Genomic DNA, 21,201 nt, shown 5'->3' with positions numbered 1-21,201 from the left:
TCTCCTCCGTCGCAGTGCCGGCTTGTCCCCGTGGGGTACCCGCGTCAGGACAACAGACGTCGCGGCATCAGCAGGTAGCGGAACGAGGTGTCGTCCTTGGAGCCCTCGCCCTTGGTGTCGTCGCCCGCGCCGCTGATGACCACCGGCTTGGACGACTGGGTGAAGGCCAGCTCGACGATGTCCTCGTCGATGACCGTGAGCCCGTCGAGCAGGAACTGGGGGTTGAAGCCGGTGGTGATGGCCTCGCCGTCGATCTGCGCCTCGATCGACTCCGACGCCTGCGCCTCGTCGCCTGAGCCGGCGTCGAGGGTGAGCACGCCGTCGCTGAACGCCAGCTGCACCGCGGTGTTGCGCTCGGCGACCAGCGAGACACGGCGCACCGACTCGATCAGTGCCTGCTTGTCGACCCGCGCGACCGTGAGGTGCTCGCTCGGGAACAGGCTGCGCACCTTGGGGAACTCGCCGTCGAGCAGCCGGGTGGTCGTACGACGGGTGCCACCCGATGCGGCGCCCTCGAAGCCGATGATCCCCTCGCCGGTGCCGGACGTCGACAGCGCGATCGTCACCTCGGAGCCGCTGGTGAGGGACTTGGCGGTGTCGCCGAGCACCTTGGCCGGCACCAGCGCGGCCAGCGTGTCGTCGGGGGTGCGGGGGTCCCAGCCGAGCTCGCGGTGCGAGAGCCGGAAGCGGTCGGTGGCCAGCAGCGAGATCGTCGACCCGTCGATCTCGAGGCGCACGCCGGTGAGGACGGGCAGCATGTCGTCGCGGCCGGCGGCCGTCACGGCCTGGCTCACCGCGTGGGCGAACGCCTCGCTCGGCACCGTGCCGGTCGCCGCGGGCATCTCCGGCAGCGTCGGGTAGTCCTCGACCGGCATCGTCTGCAGGCTGAACCTCGCGGAGCCGCACGTGAGCGAGACCCGGGCGCCGTCGATCACCATCTCAACCGGCTTCGCCGGGAGGCTGCGGCAGATGTCGGCGAGCAGCCGGCCGCTGACCAGGGCCCGGCCCTCGTCGGCGACCTCGGCCTGCAGGGTGGCGCGCGCGGAGGTCTCGTAGTCGAAGGTCGACAGCACCAGCCCCTCGTGGCTGGCCTCGATCAGCAGGCCGGCCAGGACCGGGACGCTGGGACGGACCGGCAGGCTGCGCGCGGCCCAGGCGACGGCATCCGCGAGCACGTCGCGGTCGACGCGGAACTTCACGATGAGGGGTCCTTCACGGTGTCGGTGAGCTGTCGGTGCGCCGAGGACTCGGACGGAGTGCTCGAATCCTGCCACGCGGGGCCTCGATGCACAGGGAGAGGACCTCGTGGAGTTCCACCGATGATCGTCCCGTGTCTAGGTAGGGAGTCGTAGTAGGCAGTGTGGGATCTGTGGAGAACCCGCATCTGCGCAGGTCGGCCCGCGCAATCGGCGTGCACAGCGGCTGTGGACGACGGCGGGTCCGCCCGTGGACCGGTGTGGACGAGGCCGCGTGCCGACGGGCCGCGGCGCGGTGGATCCGCAGATCCTCCCCGTGTAGTTCGGACCTCGGGCGGCTGGTTGTCCACAGGCTCATGGCTGGTGTCCGGCTGCTCAGGTCTGCCGGGCCGCGGCCTTGACCCGGCTGGTCAGCTCGCTCACCTGGTTGAAGACCGCACGACGTTCGGCAAGGAGCTGGTTGATCTTGCGGTCGGCGTACATGACGGTCGTGTGGTCGCGGTTGCCGAACTGCGCGCCGATCTTGGGCAGCGAGAGGCCGGTGAGCTCGCGGCACAGGTACATCGCGATCTGGCGGGCCATGACGAGGTGCCGGCCGCGGCTGGGCCCGGTGAGCTCCTCGAGCGAGACGCCGAAGTAGGCCGCGGTCTGGGCGATGATCAGCCCGGCGGTGATCTCGGGCTCGCCGCCCTCGGGGATCAGGTCCTTGAGCACGATCTCGGCGAGGGTCATGTCGACCTCCTGCCGGTTGAGGTTGGCGAACGCCGTCACGCGGATCAGGGCGCCCTCGAGCTCGCGGATGTTGGTCTGGATCTTGGAGGCGATGAACTCCAGGACGTCCGGGGGAGCGGTGAGCCGGTCCATCGCGGCCTTCTTGCGGAGGATCGCGATGCGGGTCTCAAGGTCCGGCGGCTGCACGTCGGTGATGAGGCCCCACTCGAACCGGTTGCGGAGCCGGTCCTCGAGCGCCTCGAGCCGCTTGGGCGCGCGGTCGGAGGTCAGGACGATCTGCTTGTTGGCGTTGTGGAGGGTGTTGAACGTGTGGAAGAACTCCTCCTGGGTCTGGGTCTTGCCCTCCAGGAACTGGATGTCGTCGATGAGGAGCACGTCGACGTCGCGGTAGCGACGCTTGAAGCCGTCCTGCTTGTCGTCGCGGATCGCGTTGATGAACTCGTTGGTGAACTCCTCGCTCGACACGTAGCGCACCTTGGCGCCGGTGTAGAGGCTGCGGACGTAGTGACCGATCGCGTGGAGGAGGTGGGTCTTGCCTAGGCCGGACTCGCCGTAGACGAGCAGCGGGTTGTAGGCCTTGCCCGGCGCCTCGGCCACCGCGACGGCGGCCGCGTGGGGGAACCGGTTGGACGAGCCGATGACGAAGGTCTCGAAGGTGTACTTCGGGTTGAGCCGGGTCTCGAGGGCGCTGGGCCGCACCGACCGGGGCTCGAGGTCGCGGGGCCCGGGGAGCTCGGGGTGCAGGACCGGGCCGGGACCGTCGGCGCCGGGCAGCTGCAGCACGGTCGCGAGCCCCTCGATTGTCGACATGTCGTCATGTCGATCAGTCGACGAATCACCTCTGCTGGCGTCGTTGCTGCGCTGACCGGGCGGTGCCTGCCGCTCGTCCTGGTCGCGCTGGTCAGCCTGGCGCTGCTCCTGCTCGGGTGAGCCCGCGACCAGCGCAGGGTTGATCGTGGTGCCGACGCCGAGCTTGCGGCCGAACACCTGGGTGAGCGCTCCCTCGAGGTCGGCGCGCAGCCGGCCCTCGACCTGCGACCGCGTGAACTCGTCGGGCACCGCGATGATGGCCAGGCCGTCGTGGACGGTGACCGGGTCGCACGACGACAGCCACGCCCGCTGGTGGGGCGGGATGTGGTCGAGGACGGCCCGCCAGGCGTCGATGAGGTCGGGGTCGTTGTGCTCCACGGGGGTGTCGCCTTCTCACTGCGTCGGGTCGGCGCGACCCTCGTGCGAGGGCCGCAGGTGTGCTCGTGCGTTGTCCGGCCTGGTGTCCGGCCTCTTCTCCCGGGACGAGCCCCGGGAGACTCTCCACAGCATTCTCCACAGGCTGTGTACCCCGCTTCCGCGGGGTGCGCGAGACGGGTGTGACTGCTGTGGTGATCAGCGGACTCCGGCGGGGAAGTGACCGGACCGAGACGCGCCCCGGAGGACGGTAGGGAACCTCGGTGGGTGCCGAACCTAACGCCGGTCCCGGGGGTGGCACAACCGTTTCTCCACAGGCCGATGGAGGCATTTTCGCGGGCAGGTCCGGGCCGTGGCAGGCTCGGCTGGCCGGGGCACCGCGAGGGCCTCGGCGCCGGTTTGACCCTGCGTCCGGCCACCGCGTACCGTTGATCGGTCAGCGGCTGTGTCGTGCAGCCCGGCAGCGCCCACCCGGACGTCGATCCTGACAGCTCGGGAGCGCCCGCGCCGACCGCCGACGTGACCACCCCAGACCTGTTCTCCACACCGGAAGAGAAGCCCGTGAGCAAGCGGACCTACCAGCCGAACAACCGTCGTCGTCACAAGGTGCACGGGTTCCGTCTGCGCATGCGCACCCGTGCCGGCCGCGCGATCATCTCCGCGCGGCGCCGCAAGGGCCGCAAGAGCCTCGCGGTCTGAGCGAGCCAGACCCACCGTCCTCGTGCTCGCCGCCGACCACCGGCTGCGCGACAGCGAAGCCTTCCGACGCACCGTGAGGTCCGGCCGGCGGGCCGGTGGTGCTGCCCTGGTGGTGCACGTCTTCTCGCGTCCGGAGGCCGAGGCCGGCTCGGTCGCGAGGCTCGGGCTCGTGGTCTCGAAGGCCGTCGGCAACGCCGTGACCCGCAACCGGGTCAAGCGCCGGCTGCGCCACGTCGTCAGGCCCCACCTGGCGGCACTGCCGGCGTCCTCGGACCTCGTCGTCCGTGCCCAGCCTGCCGCCGCGGGCCTGACCAGCGCGGAACTCGACGCCGAGCTCGCCCGTTGTCTCGAGAGGGCCGGTCGCGCGACCGTCTCCCGGACCGGGTCATGACGAGGCCCGCGGCGACCTCCGCGACGAGGGCAGAGACGTGAAGTACGTGTTGATCGGGCTGCTTCGCGCCTACCGCGCCCTGATCAGCCCGCTCTACGGCCAGGTCTGCCGCTACCACCCGAGCTGCTCGGCGTACGCGCTCGAGGCGGTCACCGAGCACGGGAGCATCCGCGGCACCTGGCTGGCGGTCCGCCGCCTGGGGCGCTGCCACCCCTGGGCCGCCGGCGGCTACGACCCCGTTCCTCACCGCGCCGCGGCGGAACCCACCCAGCACGTCCACCGAGGGAGAGCCTGACCCGTGTCCGCACTCATGTTGGGCCCCCTGGGGACCATCGGCCACTACATCCTGACGCCGCTCTACTACGCGGTGTCGGGGGTGATGCTCGCCTGGCACTGGGCGCTGAGCCACGTGGGGCTGGACCCCGAGGGCGGCGCCTCGTGGGCGCTGTCGATCATCGGCCTGACCCTGGTGATCCGGGCGGCCCTGATCCCGCTGTTCGTCAAGCAGATCAAGGCCAGCCGCAACATGCAGCTGATCCAGCCCAAGGTCAAGGAGCTGCAGAAGAAGTACGGCCACGACCGGGAGCGTCTCGCCCAGGAGACGATGAAGCTCTACAAGGACTCGGGCACCAACCCGTTCGCGTCCTGCCTGCCGATCCTGCTGCAGATGCCGATCTTCTTCGCGCTCTTCCGGATGATCGACCAGGCGGCGAAGAAGGGCCGTGCCCACGGCTTCCTGGACTCCCAGACCGCGGAGCAGTTCGGCTCCTCCAAGCTCTTCGGCGAGCTCCCGATCTCCGCGTCGTTCACCAGCCCGCAGGACATGGTCGCGGTCCAGATCGTCGCCGCGGTCCTGGTGCTGGCCATGACGGCGACGACGTTCACCACGCAGCGTCAGCTGATGGCGAAGAACATGCCGAAGGATGCGTTGACCGGGCCCTACGCCCAGCAGCAGAAGATGCTGCTCTACGTGCTCCCCGTGGTCTTCGCGGTCGGCGGCATCGCGTTCCCCATCGGCGTGCTCCTCTACTGGACCACCTCCAACCTGTGGACCATGGGCCAGCAGTTCTACGTGATCCGCAACAACCCCGCTCCGGGCACCGAGGCGGCCCGGCTCAAGGCCGAGCGCGATGCCCGCAAGGCTGCGGCCAAGGGCCTGACCGGCGAGGGCGGCGGCAGCGCCGAGGTCGCGGTGGAGGAGGCCCCGCCCGTCGACAGGCGGCCGGCCCAGCGCCAGCAGCCGAAGCGGCAGACCAAGGCCCAGCGGCAGCAGAAGAAGCCACCCAAGGCCGGCGGGGCGAAGAGCCCCAGTGGCGGCCAACAGAGCCAGAACCAGAAGAGGGACGGGACGAGCAGTGACTGAGCAGACCGACGAGAGGCCCGGCCTGGACGAGGCGCCGGAGGTGCCCGAGGCAGTGGAGGCCGAGGAGGCCCACGTGGCCGACGAGGCTGACGAGGTCGACGTGACCGATGGGGACGAGCTCGTCGACGAGGACGGCGACGAGGACGGCGACGAGGACGGCGACGAGGACGGCGACGAGGACGGCGACGAGGACGGCGACAAGGAGCGGGCAGCGCCGTCCAGCCGCGTCGACGCGCTCGAGGCCGAGGGCGACATCGCCGCGGACTACCTCGAGGAGCTGCTCGACATCGCGGACCTCGACGGCGACCTCGATATGGACGTCGAGGGCGACCGTGCTGCGGTGTCGATCGTCGGCGCCGACCTCAGCCAGCTCGTCGGACAGGACGGCGAGGTGCTCGAGGCGCTCCAGGAGCTGACGCGACTGGCGGTCTACCGCGAGACCGGTGAGCGGTCGCGCCTGATGCTGGATATCTCCGGCTACCGTGCCGACAAGCGCTCCCAGCTCGAGCGTCTGGCCGAGGAGACGGTGGCCCGGGTGAAGGAGTCCGGCGCCCCCACGTCGCTGGAGCCGATGACGCCGTTCGAGCGGAAGGTCGTGCACGACGCGGTCGCCGCCGCCGGGCTGACCTCCGAGTCCGAGGGCGTGGAGCCCCGCCGCTTCGTGGTGGTGCTCCCGGCTTCATGACCGATGTTTCACGTGAAACGCCCCCCACGCCCGAGGTGGCGCGGGGGGCGTTCTCGTCGGACCGACTCCCGCTGGCGGAGCGATACGTCGAGCTGCTGGCGACGGCCGGCGTGGAGCGCGGGCTGATCGGCCCGCGCGAGGCGCCCAAGCTGTGGGACCGTCACGTGTTCAACTGCCTCGCCGTCGCGTCCCTCGTTCCGACCGGCGCAACGGTGGCGGACCTGGGCTCCGGCGCGGGCCTGCCCGGCCTGGTGCTCGCCATCGGCCGCCCCGACCTCACGGTCACCGTCGTCGAGCCGCTCCAGCGGCGCACGACGTTCCTCGAGGAGGCCGTCGACGAGCTCGGCCTCGGGTCGGTGCGCGTCGTCCGAGGGCGGGCAGAGGACCTGCACGGGCGCGAGCGGTTCGACGTCGTGACCGCCCGCGCGCTGGCGCCGCTGGCTCGTCTCGTCGGGTGGGCGATGCCCCTGGTCGCCGGCTCGGGCGTCCTGCTGGCGATGAAGGGCAGCTCGGCCGCTCAGGAGGTCGCAGACGCGTCCGGAGCACTCCGGGAGCACCGGTGCGCGCCGCCGGAGATCGTGCAGGCGAGCGTGCCCGACGGGTCCTCCACAGCCACCGTGGTGCGGGTGGCCCGCGTCGAGCGCGCACGGCTAGGGTGACGGTTCGAGGTCGGCCGGAAGGGATGTTCGCGTGACGGAGGACTCTGGTGCCGACGGTGCTCGTGAGGAGTTATCCACCGAGCAAGACCCGCCGGGTGAGCGCGGTCTTCCACAGAACGACCCCAATTCTCCACAGGTGACGTCCGACGCGAGCGACGTGGTTTCACGTGAAACCCGCGATGTCGGGACACCGACCGTCACCCGCGTGCGCGACCTCAGCGAGCTGAGTCCGTCACTGTCCGACCCCTACGGCGCCGAGCCCACGCCGCTCGCCCAGGCGGCCGAGCACATGCTCCTGGCGCGACAGGGTGCGCAGATGCGGGAACCCCTGCCGCGCCCCGAGGCCACCCGTGTCGTGGTCGTGGCGAACCAGAAGGGCGGCGTTGGGAAGACGACGTCGACGGTGAACGTCGCGGCTGCCCTCGCCCAGCTGGGACAGCGTGTCCTGGTGGTGGACCTCGATCCTCAGGGCAACGCGTCCACCGCTGTCGCCGTCGAGCACCGGCGCGGCACGCCCTCGACCTACGACCTCCTCGTCGAGGGGCGCGCGCTCCGCGAGGTGGTGACGCGCTGTCCGGACGTCGAGCGCCTGTTCGTCGTGCCCGCGACCATCGACCTGGCCGGCGCGGAGATCGAGCTGGTCAGCGTGGTCGCCCGCGAGCAGCGGCTACACAAGGCCCTGCACGCGGACCCGCGGATCAGCACGGAGCCCGTCGAGGTGGCGGGGGAGGACCGGTTCGACTTCGTCTTCATCGACTGCCCGCCGTCGCTGGGGCTGCTGACGATCAACGCGCTGGTCGCCGGCCAGGAGATGCTGATCCCGATCCAGGCGGAGTACTACGCCCTCGAGGGCCTCGGCCAGCTGCTCTCGACGGTGGACATGGTGCGCGCCCACCTCAACCCCGACCTGGCGATCTCGGCCATCCTCGTCACCATGTACGACGCCCGGACCCGACTCGCGGCCGGCGTCGCCGACGAGGTGCGGGCGCACTTCGGCGACCAGGTGCTGCGGACCTACATCCCGCGCTCGGTGCGCGTCTCCGAGGCGCCGTCCTACAGCCAGACGGTGATGACCTACGACCCCGGCTCACCCGGCGCGATGAGCTACCTCGACGCCGCGCGTGAGCTCGCACAGAAGGGGCTGCGGCCCCAGGACGGACCGGCATCATGAACGCACCACGCACCCAGCGCCGTGGCCTGGGCCGCGGCCTCGGCTCGCTCATCCCCACGACCGCGCCGGCCGGCGACGAGCCGGTCAGCACGGACCAGGACGGCACGCACGGCGAGCCCGCCGGTGCCGCAGCCAGCCCAGCCACCGGCGCGGCCGTCGCCGGTCCGGAGCTCGCGCCCGTCGAGGGTGCGTCGTTCGCCGAGCTCCCGATCGAGGCCATCACGCCCAACGCCGCCCAGCCGCGCCAGGTCTTCGACGAGGAGGCGATGGCCGAGCTGGTGCACTCCATCCGCGAGGTCGGCCTGCTCCAGCCCGTCGTGGTCCGCCGCGCCGGGGCGGACAGCTACGAGCTGGTCATGGGGGAGCGCCGCTGGCGTGCCTCGCAGGAGGCCGGCCTGAGCACGATCCCGGCCATCATCCGCGACACCGACGACACCGCGATGCTCCGCGACGCGCTGCTGGAGAACCTGCACCGGTCGCAGCTCAACCCGCTGGAGGAGGCGTCGGCCTACCAGCAGCTCCTCGAGGACTTCGGCTGCACCCACGACGAGCTGGCCTCGCGCATCGGCCGGTCGCGCCCCCAGATCAGCAACACGCTCCGGCTGCTCAAGCTCGGACCGGCGGTCCAGCGCAAGGTGGCGGCGGGCGTCCTCTCCGCCGGCCATGCCAGGTCGCTGCTCGCGGTCGAGGACCTCGACGCCCAGGACCGGCTGGCGAGCCGGGTGATCGCCGAGGGCATCAGCGTCCGCGGGCTGGAGGAGATCGTCGCCGTCGGTGACACCGGGTCAGGGGTCACTTCCCGCGCGACCCGCGCCAAGCCGACGGCACCCGGCCTGGCCGAGCTCGCCGACCGGCTCTCCGACCGGCTCGAGACCCGCGTGCGGGTCGACCTCGGTCGCAAGAAGGGCCGCATCACGGTCGAGTTCGCGAGCCTCGACGACCTCCGGAGGATCGTCGAGACGATCGATCCGGAGCGGCAGACAGCGCTCTGACCTGGGAAACGCCGCAAAGTCGACTTATCGACTTATCGACTAGTCGGCAAGTCGTCAAGTCTACTCTGACCGTCGACGCGCGCGCTCCGCCTTCTCCTCGGCGTCCATGACGGCGGCCTGCTCGAGGGTGGGGGCGGTGCCGCCGTGGCTCTGCGGCAGCCACCACGCCCCGGGCGGTTGCTCCGCCGCCGGGTAGGCGCGGATCGCCTCGTCGAGCATCGAGCTCATCACCCGGTGCAGCCCGGCGGTCTCCGCGACCGGGTGGGCCCCGGTCGGGTGCAGGGGAGCCCCAACGTCGATGGAGATGGTCTTGCCGCGGGAGAAGTCCCGGGGGTGGTCCTTGGTCATCATGCGCTGGGTGCCCCACACGATCACCGGCACCACCGGCACCCGGGCCTGGGCGGCGATCCGCACGGCACCGGTCTTGAACTCCTTGAGCTCCAGCGCGCGCGAGATCGTCGCCTCGGGGAAGATGCCGACGGCCTCGCCGGCGGCCAGGTGGTCGAGCGCCGTGCGCAGGGACGCCTCGCCGTCGGCGCGGTCGACCTCGATGTGGTGCATCGACCGCATCAGCGGGCCAGTGAGCCGGTGGTCGAACAGTTCGCGCTTGGCCATGAACCTGACCTTGCGACCCGACGGGTTCGCGGCGAGCCCGCCGTAGATGAAGTCGACGTAGCTGATGTGGTTGACGGCCAGCAGGACGCCGCCGGTGCGCGGCACGTGCTCGGCGCCGGCGATCGTGATGTCCTGGCCCAGGACCCGGAAGGCGGTCTTGGCCAGGGCGATGACGGGCGGGTAGGTGAGGTCGCGCACGACGTCAAGCCGCCCTGTCGGCAGCGGCCCACGCGGGGGTGATCACGAGAGGTCGCTGCTGGGGCCGTCGTAGCCCCGCGGACCGAGCTCTCGGGCGGGCGCGTAGGCGTCGAACGTCGCTCGCAGCTCCATCTCGGCCTCGATCACCCCGGCCAGCCGCCGCACGCCCTCACGGATCCGTTCGGGTGTGGGGTAGCAGTAGGAGAGGCGCATCGCGCTCGACCCGAAGCCGTCGGAGAAGAACGCCGTGCCGGGCACGTAGGCGACCCGGGCGGTCACGGCGCGGGGCAGCATCGCCTTGGCGTCCACACCGGGCGGCAGCGTCAGCCACACGTAGAACCCTCCGTCGGGCACGTTCCAGCGGCAGGCCGCGGGCATCAGGTCGTGCAGCGCGTCGACCATGGCGTCGCGACGCTCGCGGTACATCTCGCGGAACTGCTTGATCTGGCCCTGCCAGTCGTGGCTCGCGAGGTACGCCGAGACCGCCATCTGGGAGAACTGGGGCGGGCACAGGGTCGCGGACTCCTGGGCGAGCACCAGCTTCTCGCGCACGGTGTGTGGGGCGAGCGCCCAGCCGACCCGGAAACCGGGTGCGAACGTCTTGGAGAACGAGCCGAGGTAGACGACCTTGTCGGGCTCGTCGGCGCGCAGCGCCCGCAGCGGCTCACCGTCGAAGCCGAGCAGGCCGTAGGGGTTGTCCTCGAGGACCAGGATGTCCTCGCTCCGGCAGATGTCGAGGATCTCCGCGCGCCGGGCGACCGAGAGGGTCACGCCGGCGGGGTTGTGGAAGTTGGGGATCGTGTAGACGAACTTGATCCGCTTGCCGGCCGCGCGGGTCGCGGCGATCGCCTGCCGCAGCGCCTCCGGCACCAGCCCGTCGGCGTCCATCTCCGCGTGGACGACGTCGCACTGGTAGGCCTTGAACACGCCCAGCGCGCCGACGTACGACGGCGCCTCGCAGATCACGACGTCGCCGGGGTCGCAGAAGACGCGGGTCACGAGATCGACGGCCTGCTGGGAGCCGACCGTGACCACCACGTCGTCGGGGTGCGCCTCGATGCCCTCGAGCCGCATCACCTCGGTGATCTGCTCGCGCAGCGCGGGCACCCCCTGGCCCGAGCCGTACTGCATCGCCTCGGGCCCGTGGTGGGCGACCAGGTCGCCGATCGCCCGGCCGACCACGTCGAGCGGCAGGCCCGAGATGTTGGGCATGCCGCCCGCGAGCGAGACGACCTCGGGCCGCGACGCGACGGCGAAGAGCGCCCGGATCTCGGAGGCGGTCATGCCGGCCGTGCGCGCGGCGTAGCGGTCGACGTACGGGTCGAGGCTGTGCAGCGGGCGCGACGGCGTGGAGTCCATGACGGTCCAAGTGTGAGGGACGGGCCGCAGCGGCGCACGTCATCGGCCCACCGACTGGATCACACCCTGGATCACCCCGATCACCGGCTGGCCCACAGGCTCGCCGACCCGGCCTACCCTTGAGCCATGTCTCGCAAGGTCGTGAGGCTCACCGTCGACCACCTCGAGCAGCTCGACGGGCCGTGCCAGGGCTGCCTCTTCTGGCAGCTCGACCCGGTCAGCCGCGCCCGAGTCGACGACGGCGACGCCGTCTCGGAGAAGGAGGCGTGGGTCTCGCAGGTGCTGCGCGACTGGGGCTCGTGCGGTCGGGTCGCGCTGGTCGACGACCAGCCGGTGGGCTACGTCATCTACGCGCCCGACGCGTTCCTGCCCGGCGCCGGAGCGTTCCCGACGGCGCCGGTCTCACCCGACGCGGTGCTGCTGACCAACGCCTGGGTCCACCCGTCGCACGCCGGTGGCGGGCTGGGGCGGATGCTGGTGCAGGGGATGGCGCGCGACCTGATCAAGCGCGGCGGGATCAAGGCCGTGGAGGCGTTCGGCGACACCCGCGGACCCGGACGCCGGGGCACCTGCGTGCTCCCCACCGACTTCCTGGGCAGCGTCGGCTTCAAGACCCAGCGCGCGCACGGCACCACGCCACGGATGCGGATGGAGCTGCGTACGGCGCTCTCGCTCAAGGACGAGGTCGAGGCCGCGCTGGAGCGGATCGTCGGCGCGGTGCGGCCGGCGAAGCCCCGCGCGGTGGAGGGCCGGATGACCAGGGGCGAGCTGAACTGAGCGAGCAGTCGAGCGGGCCGAGACCACCGCAGGGAAAGGCAGAGACCCGACCACATCCGTGATCGGGTCTCCGCGCACACGTCCTGCGACTACATCAGCCGATGTACTCCGCCAGCTCGTTGAGCAGCGCCTGCTTGGGGCGAGCGCCGACGATCGACTTCACGACCTCGCCGCCCTGGTAGAGGTTGATCGTCGGGATGCCAGTGACGCGGTAGGACGAGGGCGTCACGGGGTTCTCGTCGACGTTCATCTTGAGGAAGGTGATCTTGTCGCCGTGCTGGCCTGCGATCTCGTCGAGGATGGGCGAGACCTGCTTGCACGGGCCGCACCACTCCGCCCAGAAGTCCACCAGGACGGGCTTGTCGGACTTGAGGACCAGCGCGTCGAACTCGGCGTCGGTCACGGACTCCATGTGTCCCACGATGGGTCACCTTTCTGCTGATTGGTCGACCCCGAACCGGGCCGACGAGCGTGGAAGCCTGATTCAGTCAACCGCACGCCGCGGCGAGATGTTCCCGCCGCGCCGGGCCTCGGGTCTGCGCGAGGACTACGCTCCTGCGACCTGTGCTTCCTCGATGACCACCTCGGCATCCGCGCGGGCCTGCGCCTCGGCGGGGTCGCCGACGTGCGCCAGCTCGGCGAGGTAGCGCTCGGCGTCGAGGGCTGCGGCGCAGCCGGTGCCGGCGGCGGTGATGGCCTGCCGGTAGTGGTGGTCGACGAGGTCGCCGGCGGCAAAGACACCGACCAGGTTGGTGCGGGTCGAGGGGTGCTCGACCACGACGTAGCCGTTGTCGTCGAGGTCGACCTGCCCGGTCAGCAGCTCGGAGCGCGGGTCGTGGCCGATCGCGATGAACAGCCCGGTGGCGTCGAGGTCGCGCTTCTCGCCGGTGACCGTGTCCTCGAGCGTCACCGACTCGAGGCGGTCCTGGCCGTTGATCGAGGACACCGCGGAGTTCCAGATGATGTCGAGCTTGGGGTCGGCGAACGCGCGCTCCTGCATGATCTTCGAGGCGCGCAGCTCGTCGCGGCGCACGATCATCGAGACCTTCGAGCCGAAGCGGGTCAGGAACGTCGCCTCCTCGACCGCCGAGTCGCCACCGCCCACGACCGCGATGTGCTGCTCGCGGAAGAAGAACCCGTCGCACGTCGCGCACCACGAGACGCCACGGCCGGAGAGCTCCTCCTCGCGGGGCAGGCCGAGCTTGCGGTAGCCCGAGCCCATGGCCAGGATCACGGCCTTGGCGCGGTAGGTCTGCTCGTGGGTCTTGACGACCTTCACGTCTCCGGTCAGGTCGACCTCGATGACGTCGTCGAAGACGATCTCGGCACCGAAGCGGCGCGCCTGGGCCTCCATGGCCTGCATCAGCTCGGGACCCATGATCCCGGTCTCGAAGCCGGGGAAGTTCTCGACCTCGGTGGTGTTCATGAGGGCACCGCCCGCGGTCACCGAACCCGCCAGGACGAGCGGCTCCAGGCTGGCTCGCGCGGCGTAGACGGCGGCGGTGTAGCCGGTCGGGCCGGAGCCGATGATGATGACGTTGCGGGGCTCGGACATGGGCCGAAGATCTCCTCGATTGGTATGTACCTCGACAACCGATCGTAGGGGAGCGGCATTCCCGCGGCGCGGCCCCTCAGCGGGGCGTCAGCGTCACGCTGTCGAGCAGCTCCGCCGAGCTGCACTCCAGCACGTCGGCCGTCTGCGTGCCGTCGGCCGGCGCCCGCAGCGCCACCACGGCGGGGGTGCCGTCGAAGAGAGCCGGGAAGAACTCGCCCAGGCCGAACTTCTGGGGCGGCGGCTGGGTGGTGCAGCCGAGCGCGCCCAGCTCGCTGGCCGAGAGCGACGCGCTGGCGCTGCCTTCCGAGGCATAGGACCGGAGCTGGGTGTCGAGGTCGCTCGCGAGGTGCTGGGACCGCAGCTGCAGCACCGGACCGCCACTGCCGGCCAGGGGTGCGGTCGCGCCGGGCGAGAAGGACTCGAGGGAGTCGCCGCCCGCCTGGTCGTCGGCCGAGCCCGCCCGGTTGGCGTCGGCCTCGGTGCTGGCCGTGCCGGCGTCGTCGCCGCTGGACCCCACGTCGATGAGCTGGCCGCCGACGAAGCCGGACACGATCACCGCGGCGGCACCGGCCAGCAGGCCCGCGGCGTTGCGGCGGCGCCGGCGGGCGGCGAGGTCGAGGACGGGTGCGACGCCGGGCGAGCCCGGCTCGTCGCGGGTCAGGCCGGCCAGCGTCGTGTCGAGCCGAGCGGCCACCTCGGCGGGGATCGGCTCGTCGTGTCGTGCGTCGGCGAGCAGTCGGCGTACGGACTCCTCCTGCTCGAGGGTGAGCTCGGGCAGCGCGCCCTGCTGTTCGCTGGGCTGGTCGCTCATGGGAGGTACGCCTCCTCTCGGGGATCAGGAGTGTGTGGCTGGGACGGGACGGTGGACGACTCAGCCGGGATCGGGCGGGGCGCGGGACGCCTCCGTGGTTCGGACGGCCGGGAGCGGGTCGGGGTTCCCCGGCGGCACGTGGTCCGCCCCACCACCCGGGCGGAGCACGCCGAGCAGCGTCGCGAGCCGGGCGCGACCGCGTGAGCAGCGGGACTTCACGGTGCCCACCGCGCAGTCGAGCATCTCGGCCACCTCGGCGACCGGGTAGCCCTCCATGTCGACCAGGACCAGCGCGGCCTTCTGGTCGGCCGGCAGCTGGTCGAGGGCGGCGAGCACGATCCGGCGACGCTCGTCGACGACCGCGAGGTCCGCGGGGTCGGCCGCCTCGGACGTCGCAGTGATGAGCGAGCCGCGGTCGCCCATGTCGTCGAGGTCCTCGGGCAGCGGCTCGGCGCGGCGCACCTTCGCGGCCCGGAGCCGGTCGAGGCACGCGTTGACCACGACCCGGTGCAGCCACGTCGTGACGGCAGCGTCGCCGCGGAACGACCCGGCCCGCCGGTAGGCCGCGATCATGCCGTCCTGGAGGCCGTCGGCGGCGTCCTCGGGGTTGCCCATCGTGCGCAGCGCGACCGCCCAGAGCCGATCGCGGTGCCGGCGGAACAGGATGGCGAACGCGTCGGGGTCGCCGTCGACGTGCGCCGTCAGGAGCTCGTGGTCGGTGAGCTCGGCCTCGGCAGGAGAGTTCATGCCCCGGCCACCACGAGGTCAACGATCCCACCCTTGTAGCCGCCGTCGACACCCGGGAGGGCGGTGAGCCAGATCGTGAGGTAGCGGCCGGTGGGCGCCCCGTCGAGGTCGATGGACGTCGACGCCGGCGCGGCCTCGGCCTGGGCGACGGCCGTGAGCGCCTCGGGGTTGCCGGGGACGGTGTCGCTCAGGTAGAGCGAGAGGCTGGTCGGCTCGCCGAGGAGCGTGAGGTCGACCCGGCTCACGGCGCGCGAGCGGCCGAGGTCGACGACCACGCCGACCCCGCGCTTGAGCCCGCCCGGCCCGAGCTGCTGCTTGTAGGTCAGCGTGCCCCACGAGGTCGCGGGGTCGCCGTCGGTGATGGCGGCGACCTCGTCGGGGTTCTCCTCGCCGTCGCCCTGCGGGTCGAGGTCGTCGGCCCGGAGGTCGGTCAACGGGGTCGGCGACGCCTCGGGCGTGGCGGCGGTCGGCGAGGCCGACGGACTGCTGTCGTCGTCGGGCTCGGCGCCGAGCGGGGTCTTGCCGCGGCCGAGGTTGACGGCGATCGCCACGGCCACGAGCAGCACGAGCGCCACCGCGACGAGCATCGCGAGCCGCAGCCAGCTGCGGCCCGGCACCTGCTCGCGGGTGTCCGTCAGCTCGTCGACCGCGGGGATCACCCCGCTGCCGGAGGAGCGCATCTGGTCGTAGGGCCAGTACTCGTCGCCGCGGGCCACCACCGGCCCGGCGTCGGGCCGGGCGTAGCGCGGCCGCCGGGCCTCCTCGGCGAACAGCGGACGCTCCGGGGGCTCCTCGAACGGCGGGGGTGGCGGCGCCGGCTCGTCGCGGGCGCGCAGCCAGGACACCTCGTCGTTCTCGTCGTCGAAGATCGGGAGCCCCGCCTGCGTGGGGACCTCGGGCTCGGGGTCGGGCTCCGGCTCGGGCAACGGCTCCGGGTCGAGCTCGGGCTCGGCCGCCTGCTCCTCGGCCCCGGCGGGCGGCACCCAGTCGTCGGGGTGGGGGCGCGCCAGGATCTCGGGCACGTCGGGGAGGACGACGGTCTCGTTCTTCTCGGGGTTGCCGGCCGCGATCGCCGGGCCGAGCCCGGCCGGGTCGCCCACGAACTCGGCGAGGTAGCTCTGGATGCCGCGGGCGCTGCCGAGGTCCCGGACCTCGCGGGACTTCTGGCCGCGAGGGTTGAGCAGCTCGTCGCAGAGGTCGTCGAGGCCGCGGGGCACGCCGGCCCGCACCTGTCGCGGGCGAAGGATCCGGCCGTGCTTCTCCGGCGCGCGCGGCACGGCGGACGGGGACACGCCGGCCCAGCGACCCGTCAGCGTCGCGTGCAGCAGCCCGGCGAGGTCGACCACGTCGTGGTGCGGGTCGCCGGGCGGGATGCCGTGCAGCGCGGCGTCGACGCAGAAGCCGATAATCCGCACGGACCCCGCGTTGTCGAGCAGCACGTTCTCGGGCGAGAGCAGGCCGTGGGCGACGCCGTGCGCGTGCGCGGCGGCGATCGAGTCGGCGACCTCGCTGACCATCCAGGCGCCGCGACGCGGCGAGAGCGGTCCGTTGCTCGCGAGCATGATGTCGAGCGAGGTGCCCGAGCCCCACTCGTTGACGACGTAGCAGCAGTCGTCGGTACGCTCGGCGTCGAGGACCCGCAGGATGCGCGCGTCCAGGACCGTGGCCGAACGCCGCGCGGCCTCGAGCAGCAGCTCCGCGCGCGGGTCGTCGGCCGCGATCACGTGCAGGGCGACGTGGCGCTCCAGCACCCGGTCGTGGGCTCGCCAGAACCGGCCGCCGCCGCTCTCGCTGAGGAGATCGACCAGCCGGTAGCGGTCGGCGAGCACGTCGCCGGCACGCCTCGCGTGCAGCACGCTCCTCTGCCTCCCTGGTGTCGAGACGGCTCGTGTGGCTGGTGTGGTCCCCGAGGTCCCCATCGTAGGGCGCTCAGCGCGCCCGGGCGCGGCCCGTGAACGTGGCCAGCACGTCGTTCACCTCGGTGATCCGCAGCAGCCGGGCGAGCACCAGGAAGAGCAGCACGTCGACGGCGCCGACGCACAGCAGCCGGACGGCGGTGACGACCAGCCCGGGATCCTCGACGAGCCCGTCGAGCACGTGCGCCACCGGGAGCGTGAGCGCGGTGGCCACGCCGGTGGCGATCACCAGGCGGCCGCCGAAGGCGAGCAGCCGGCGGCTGCGGAGCCCACCGAGCCGCTGGCGGAGCAACACGTAGGACACGAGCGAGCCGACGGCGTACGACAGCGCGTAGGCGCCCACGAGCGCCGGGGAGGTGTGCTCCGCGCTGGTGACGTGCACGAGGACGACGGCCGCGACGATGTTGGTGGCCGCGACCCCGCACTGCACGAAGAACACCGCGCGGTTCTGCTCGAGGGCGTAGAAGCCGCGCAGCACGAGGTAGTGGAAGGTGAAGAACAGGACGCCGAGCCCGAACATCGACAGCGTCGGGACGTAGGCCTCGACGCCGCCGTCGGCGGCCGCGCCGTGGGCGAACACCAGCCGCGCCAGGTCGGGGGCGATCACCGGCAGCAGGGCCACGAACGGCACGATCACCGCCAGTGCGGAGCGCAGCGTGCCGGACAGCGAGCCCGCGAGCGCCACCCGGTCGTCCGAGGCCGCGTGCGCCGAGAGCCGCGGGAGCATCGCGGTCGCCAGCGAGACCGTGACGATCGAGTGCGGGACCATCACGACCAGGAAGCTGTTGGCGTAGACGGTCGCGCCGGTGCCGTCCGGCGAGGAGATCGCACCGCTGGTCGCGAGCCGCTGCACGACGACGTAGGCCACCTGGTTGACCACGACGAAGAGCACGGTCCAGATCCCGAGCCGCAGGGTGTGCCCGAGCCCGCTGCCGCGCAGGTCGAGCCGCGGGCGGTAGACGAAGCCGGAACGACGCAGGTACGGCACCAGGATCGCCAGCTGCACGGCGATGCCGAGCGTCGAGCCGAGGCCGAGCAGCGCCTCCTGCCCGCCGGTGAAGGGGCCGAACACCTCGTCGCCCTCGGCCTTGCCGTAGCCGACGATGTAGACGAGCACGACCGCGACCGCGATCACGTTGTTGGCGATCGGCGCCCACATCATCGGGCCGAAGGAGCCGCGGGCGTTGAGGATCTGCCCGACCAGGACGTACATCCCGTAGAAGAAGACCTGCGGCAGGCAGAACCTCGTGAACGCGATCGCCGAGTCGCGGACGGCGCCGTCGTAGCCGGACGTGACGACGTCGACGATCAGCGGCGCGGCGACTACGAGCACGACCGTGACCGCGACGAGGAACAGCCCGGCCACGGTGACGACGCGGCTGGTGTAGGCGTCGCCCCGGTCGGGGTCGTTGCGGATCGACCGGACCAGCTGCGGCACCAGCACGGCGTTGAAGACGCCGCCGGCGAGCAGGATGTAGAGCATGTTGGGCAGCGTGTTGGCGACGTTGAACACGTCGGCGTGCACCGACCTGCCGAGGGCGTAGGACAGCAGGGCGGCGCGCACGAACCCGCTCAGCCGCGACACGGTCGTGCCGGCCGCCATCACCGCGCTGTTGGAGAGCAGCGCGGACTGCTCGTCCACCTCGTCAGGGGTCTCGGTGAGGTCGTCCGGCGGGTCCGTGGGTGGCTCGCTGGGTCGCTGCGTCACCGGGTGGCCGCTTCCGCGGGGGCCGCTTCCGCGGGGGCCTGGTCCGCGGTGCCCCCCTCCGCCGCGTCGCGCGTCCCGTCGTCCTCCGGCGGACCGCGGCGGGCGTTGCGCACGCGGCGGAAGAGGCGCACCGCGATCGCGCCGAAGAGGAGGGCGCAGCCGATGCCGAGGAAGAGCCAGATGACGTTGCTGAACTGCGCGGAGCGGATCGTCAGCGTCGTCGTGGAGCCGAGCTGGGTGCCGCGCTTGTCGGTGATGGCCAGCACCACCTCGTGGAGACCGTTCTCCTCGGTGCGCGCCGTCAGCAGCACCGAGACCCGGCGGTTCGCGCCGACCTCGATCGGCGGCGGGGTGTCGATCGTGAGGCGGTCGTCGGTGCGGGCGTCGACGCTGACGGTGACCGGCTGGTCGAGCTCGTTGGTGACCGTCGCCTGGAACCGCCCGCTCGAGCTGGACAGGGTCACGGCCCGCCCGGGGGTGTCGACGTGCACCCGGCCGAGGCGGTTCTGGATCCACACCCGGGAGGCGTCGGCGGACGCGCGGGTGTCGATGGGCTTGGTGCGCGCGTAGTACGACACCGTGCCGAGGGCCTGGTCGGTGACGGTGCCGGAGACGATGTTGTTGAGGGTGAGGAGGTTCTGCAGGGCGAGCCCGCTGTCGATGAGCTTGTCGGCGGCGTCGAAGTTCGGCTGCGGCAGCTCGGCGGCCTCCTGCGACGCCGGGTAGTGCAGCGACGCCGCGTCCACCGGCGTCGGGGTCGCCGCCTGGCTGACGCCCTGGACCGAGGTGAGGTCGAGCCAGTCGGCGTCGAGGCCGCTGAAGAACGCGCCGCTGTTGTCGGTCGGGTTCCAGTCGTGGGGGACGACCATCGTCAGCGGGGCCTGGTCGCCGCGCAGGAACCGCACGGCGGCCTCGGACAGCAGGCGCTGGCGCATCGCGGTGCTCGACGTCCGGCTGTCCGGGCCGGGTCCGCCCTCGCCGGCGGCGCTGGACGCGACGACCGCTTCGTGGCCCTCGGTGTCGGCGAGCGCCGGAGGGTCGTCGCCGAACATCGCGTCGGTGAGCAGGATCGCGGACCCGGGGACGGCGTCGCGGATGGCCTGGGGGGTGAGGTAGCCGCTCGGCGAGGACAGCACCGGCGTGGAGGCGACGTCGAAGCCGGGCAGCGTGGTGCCGGCCCGGACGACCGCGCGCTGGTAGAGCGACGAGTGGTGGGTGGCGGCGGCGGCCGCGTCGATGTCGCCGTACGGCAGCGACATGACCTGGTCCTCCGGCCGCATCGCCCCGCCGAGCCGGGCGAGCCACGCCTGCGCGGCCTGCGCGGCCGCCTGCACGACGGGGTCGAGCTCGTCGAGGTCGAGCGGGCTGCCGGTGTCCGGCTCGGGCTCGGCGCTGGGCGACGCGCTCGGGTCGCTGCTCGCGGTGGCGTCGGCCGTGGGGTCCGCCTGCCCGTCCTCGGTCGCCTCGTCCTCGCCGTCGGGCTGCCCGACCTGCAGGTTCGGCGCGAGCGACCGCGGCGGGTTGCCGTCCGCGAGGCGGCGTACGGCGTCGACGAGCGCGGGGTCGATCACCCAGGTCACGGTGCGGTCGCCGGAGTTGGCGCCGAAGTCGACGAGCGACCGCAGCCGACCACCCGGCGACAGCGAGCGGGTCCAGCCGGCGAGGTCGTCGAGCCGGCCGTCGTCGGTGTGCACGAGCTGGCGGCGCAGCGGGATGACGACGGCGGTCGGCTCCTGCCCGGGCCGGGCCTCGGGCACCAGCGGGAGGAACGTGCGAGCCCGGCCGTCGGCGGTCTCGTCGCGGCCGCCCGGCCCCTCGCCGAGCGCGTGCACGCCGAACCAGTAGACGCCGGGGGTGGAGACGCCGAGCAGGCGGCGAGGGATGCTCACCTGGTACGGCGTCGAGGCGCCCGGCGCGAGCTCCTCGATGAAGTCCTTGTGCTGCTCGTCGTTGATGCGCTCGCCGACCACGGCGTCCGGCGGTTGCGCCGCCGCCTCGGCGAGCTGGGCCGGCGTGGTGAGCGGCGCGGCGGAGATGAACGGCCGGATGTTGATCGTCGACCAGGTCTCGGTGTCGTTGTTGGTGACCGTGCCCGACACGCGCACCATGCCCCGCTCGGGGATCGTGGAGGGCGTCAGCTTGTCGATGGTGAGCGTGAGCGGGGCGTCGTCCTCTGCGCGGGCGCGGCTGGCGCGTCGGCTGACCGCCTGCCGCCGGGCGGCCGCGGTCTGCTGCGGCTCGGCGTGGAGCTGACCCTTGCGCACCTGCGCCTGCGCGGCGGGGTCGTCGCTCGGCGTACCGGTGGGGTCGGCGTGGGCGGGACCGGCCGCGATCCCGACCGACAGCACCGGGACCGCCAGCGCCGCCAGGGCAGCACTGAACGAGACCCGGCGGAGCATGGGCCACAGGTTAGACCCGTTGCCTGAGCCTCCCGGGACCCGT

At 72.2% G+C, this 21,201-nt stretch carries 20 protein-coding genes; 9 read left to right on the top strand and 11 right to left on the bottom strand.

Annotated features, from left to right (window positions below; translation table 11 throughout):
- Positions 1-44: 44 nt before the first annotated feature.
- Positions 45-1,199 carry a DNA polymerase III subunit beta gene (gene dnaN / locus G514_RS0123800; RefSeq protein ID WP_028653786.1) on the bottom strand — a complete coding sequence of 385 codons (1,155 nt, stop codon included), beginning with the start codon at positions 1,197-1,199 and terminating at the stop codon, positions 45-47.
- A gap of 372 nt (positions 1,200-1,571) precedes the next feature.
- Positions 1,572-3,116, bottom strand: a complete 1,545-nt coding sequence (dnaA, locus tag G514_RS0123795) for a chromosomal replication initiator protein DnaA (RefSeq protein ID WP_028653785.1) — start codon at positions 3,114-3,116, stop codon at positions 1,572-1,574.
- A gap of 558 nt (positions 3,117-3,674) precedes the next feature.
- Here dnaA and rpmH point away from each other — a divergent pair.
- From rpmH to G514_RS0123755, 8 genes are all read left to right on the top strand, one after another.
- The gene (gene rpmH, locus G514_RS0123790) at positions 3,675-3,812 is read left to right on the top strand and encodes a 50S ribosomal protein L34 (RefSeq protein WP_028653784.1); all 138 of its coding nucleotides are present in this window, start codon (positions 3,675-3,677) and stop codon (positions 3,810-3,812) included.
- A 22-nt stretch (positions 3,813-3,834) separates the two neighbouring features.
- Positions 3,835-4,203, top strand: coding sequence for a ribonuclease P protein component (gene rnpA / locus G514_RS0123785; protein ID WP_028653783.1), 369 nt, complete (start codon positions 3,835-3,837; stop codon positions 4,201-4,203).
- A gap of 37 nt (positions 4,204-4,240) precedes the next feature.
- Positions 4,241-4,498 carry a membrane protein insertion efficiency factor YidD gene (gene yidD, locus G514_RS28745; protein ID WP_051248200.1) on the top strand — a complete coding sequence of 86 codons (258 nt, stop codon included), beginning with the start codon at positions 4,241-4,243 and terminating at the stop codon, positions 4,496-4,498.
- Between the two features lie 15 nt (positions 4,499-4,513).
- A complete protein-coding gene (yidC, locus tag G514_RS28740) occupies positions 4,514-5,566 on the top strand; it encodes a membrane protein insertase YidC (RefSeq protein ID WP_051248198.1) in 1,053 nt (350 codons plus the stop codon).
- Between the two features lie 40 nt (positions 5,567-5,606).
- Complete coding sequence (locus G514_RS0123770; RefSeq protein ID WP_425411451.1) at positions 5,607-6,251, top strand: Jag family protein; 645 nt, start codon at positions 5,607-5,609, stop codon at positions 6,249-6,251.
- Positions 6,248-6,910: a 16S rRNA (guanine(527)-N(7))-methyltransferase RsmG gene (gene rsmG, locus G514_RS28735; RefSeq protein WP_084152354.1), complete on the top strand. Its 663-nt coding sequence runs from the start codon at positions 6,248-6,250 to the stop codon at positions 6,908-6,910. The genes G514_RS0123770 and rsmG overlap by 4 nt, the downstream gene beginning before the upstream one ends.
- 289 nt (positions 6,911-7,199) lie before the next feature.
- Complete coding sequence (locus G514_RS0123760; RefSeq protein ID WP_051248217.1) at positions 7,200-8,081, top strand: ParA family protein; 882 nt, start codon at positions 7,200-7,202, stop codon at positions 8,079-8,081.
- The gene (locus G514_RS0123755; RefSeq protein WP_028653780.1) at positions 8,078-9,073 is read left to right on the top strand and encodes a ParB/RepB/Spo0J family partition protein; all 996 of its coding nucleotides are present in this window, start codon (positions 8,078-8,080) and stop codon (positions 9,071-9,073) included. Before G514_RS0123760 ends, G514_RS0123755 begins: the two co-directional genes overlap by 4 nt.
- Positions 9,074-9,133: 60 nt before the next feature.
- Here G514_RS0123755 and G514_RS0123750 read toward each other — a convergent pair whose 3' ends face one another.
- On the bottom strand, positions 9,134-9,886 hold the full coding sequence (locus G514_RS0123750; protein ID WP_028653779.1) for a lysophospholipid acyltransferase family protein: 753 nt from the start codon (positions 9,884-9,886) through the stop codon (positions 9,134-9,136).
- A gap of 42 nt (positions 9,887-9,928) precedes the next feature.
- The gene (locus tag G514_RS0123745; protein ID WP_028653778.1) at positions 9,929-11,245 is read right to left on the bottom strand and encodes an aminotransferase-like domain-containing protein; all 1,317 of its coding nucleotides are present in this window, start codon (positions 11,243-11,245) and stop codon (positions 9,929-9,931) included.
- A 126-nt stretch (positions 11,246-11,371) separates the two neighbouring features.
- Between G514_RS0123745 and G514_RS0123740 the strand changes: the two genes are divergently transcribed.
- Positions 11,372-12,022, top strand: a complete 651-nt coding sequence (locus G514_RS0123740) for a GNAT family N-acetyltransferase (RefSeq protein ID WP_028653777.1) — start codon at positions 11,372-11,374, stop codon at positions 12,020-12,022.
- A 94-nt stretch (positions 12,023-12,116) separates the two neighbouring features.
- On the opposite strand, the gene trxA is transcribed toward G514_RS0123740, so the two are convergent.
- The 7 genes from trxA to G514_RS0123705 form a co-directional block, all read right to left on the bottom strand.
- A complete protein-coding gene (gene trxA, locus G514_RS0123735) occupies positions 12,117-12,434 on the bottom strand; it encodes a thioredoxin (protein WP_036566174.1) in 318 nt (105 codons plus the stop codon).
- Positions 12,435-12,569: 135 nt separating this feature from the next.
- Positions 12,570-13,577 (bottom strand): thioredoxin-disulfide reductase, encoded by a 1,008-nt coding sequence (gene trxB / locus G514_RS0123730; RefSeq protein ID WP_028653775.1) that lies wholly within the window; start codon positions 13,575-13,577, stop codon positions 12,570-12,572.
- Between the two features lie 76 nt (positions 13,578-13,653).
- Positions 13,654-14,388 (bottom strand): hypothetical protein, encoded by a 735-nt coding sequence (locus tag G514_RS0123725; protein WP_028653774.1) that lies wholly within the window; start codon positions 14,386-14,388, stop codon positions 13,654-13,656.
- A 60-nt stretch (positions 14,389-14,448) separates the two neighbouring features.
- Complete coding sequence (gene sigM / locus G514_RS28730) at positions 14,449-15,135, bottom strand: RNA polymerase sigma factor SigM (RefSeq protein WP_036566173.1); 687 nt, start codon at positions 15,133-15,135, stop codon at positions 14,449-14,451.
- On the bottom strand, positions 15,132-16,991 hold the full coding sequence (locus G514_RS29645; protein WP_028653773.1) for a protein kinase family protein: 1,860 nt from the start codon (positions 16,989-16,991) through the stop codon (positions 15,132-15,134). The genes sigM and G514_RS29645 overlap by 4 nt, the downstream gene beginning before the upstream one ends.
- A 73-nt stretch (positions 16,992-17,064) precedes the next feature.
- Complete coding sequence (gene murJ / locus G514_RS0123710; protein WP_245582322.1) at positions 17,065-18,759, bottom strand: murein biosynthesis integral membrane protein MurJ; 1,695 nt, start codon at positions 18,757-18,759, stop codon at positions 17,065-17,067.
- Positions 18,756-21,158 (bottom strand): DUF6049 family protein, encoded by a 2,403-nt coding sequence (locus G514_RS0123705; RefSeq protein ID WP_028653771.1) that lies wholly within the window; start codon positions 21,156-21,158, stop codon positions 18,756-18,758. Before G514_RS0123705 ends, murJ begins: the two co-directional genes overlap by 4 nt.
- Between the last annotated feature and the right edge of the window lie 43 nt (positions 21,159-21,201).

It is taken from the genome of Nocardioides halotolerans DSM 19273 (genome assembly GCF_000422805.1).
Taxonomy (GTDB): domain Bacteria; phylum Actinomycetota; class Actinomycetes; order Propionibacteriales; family Nocardioidaceae; genus Nocardioides; species Nocardioides halotolerans.
This window is presented reverse-complemented; position numbering and strand designations above follow the sequence as displayed.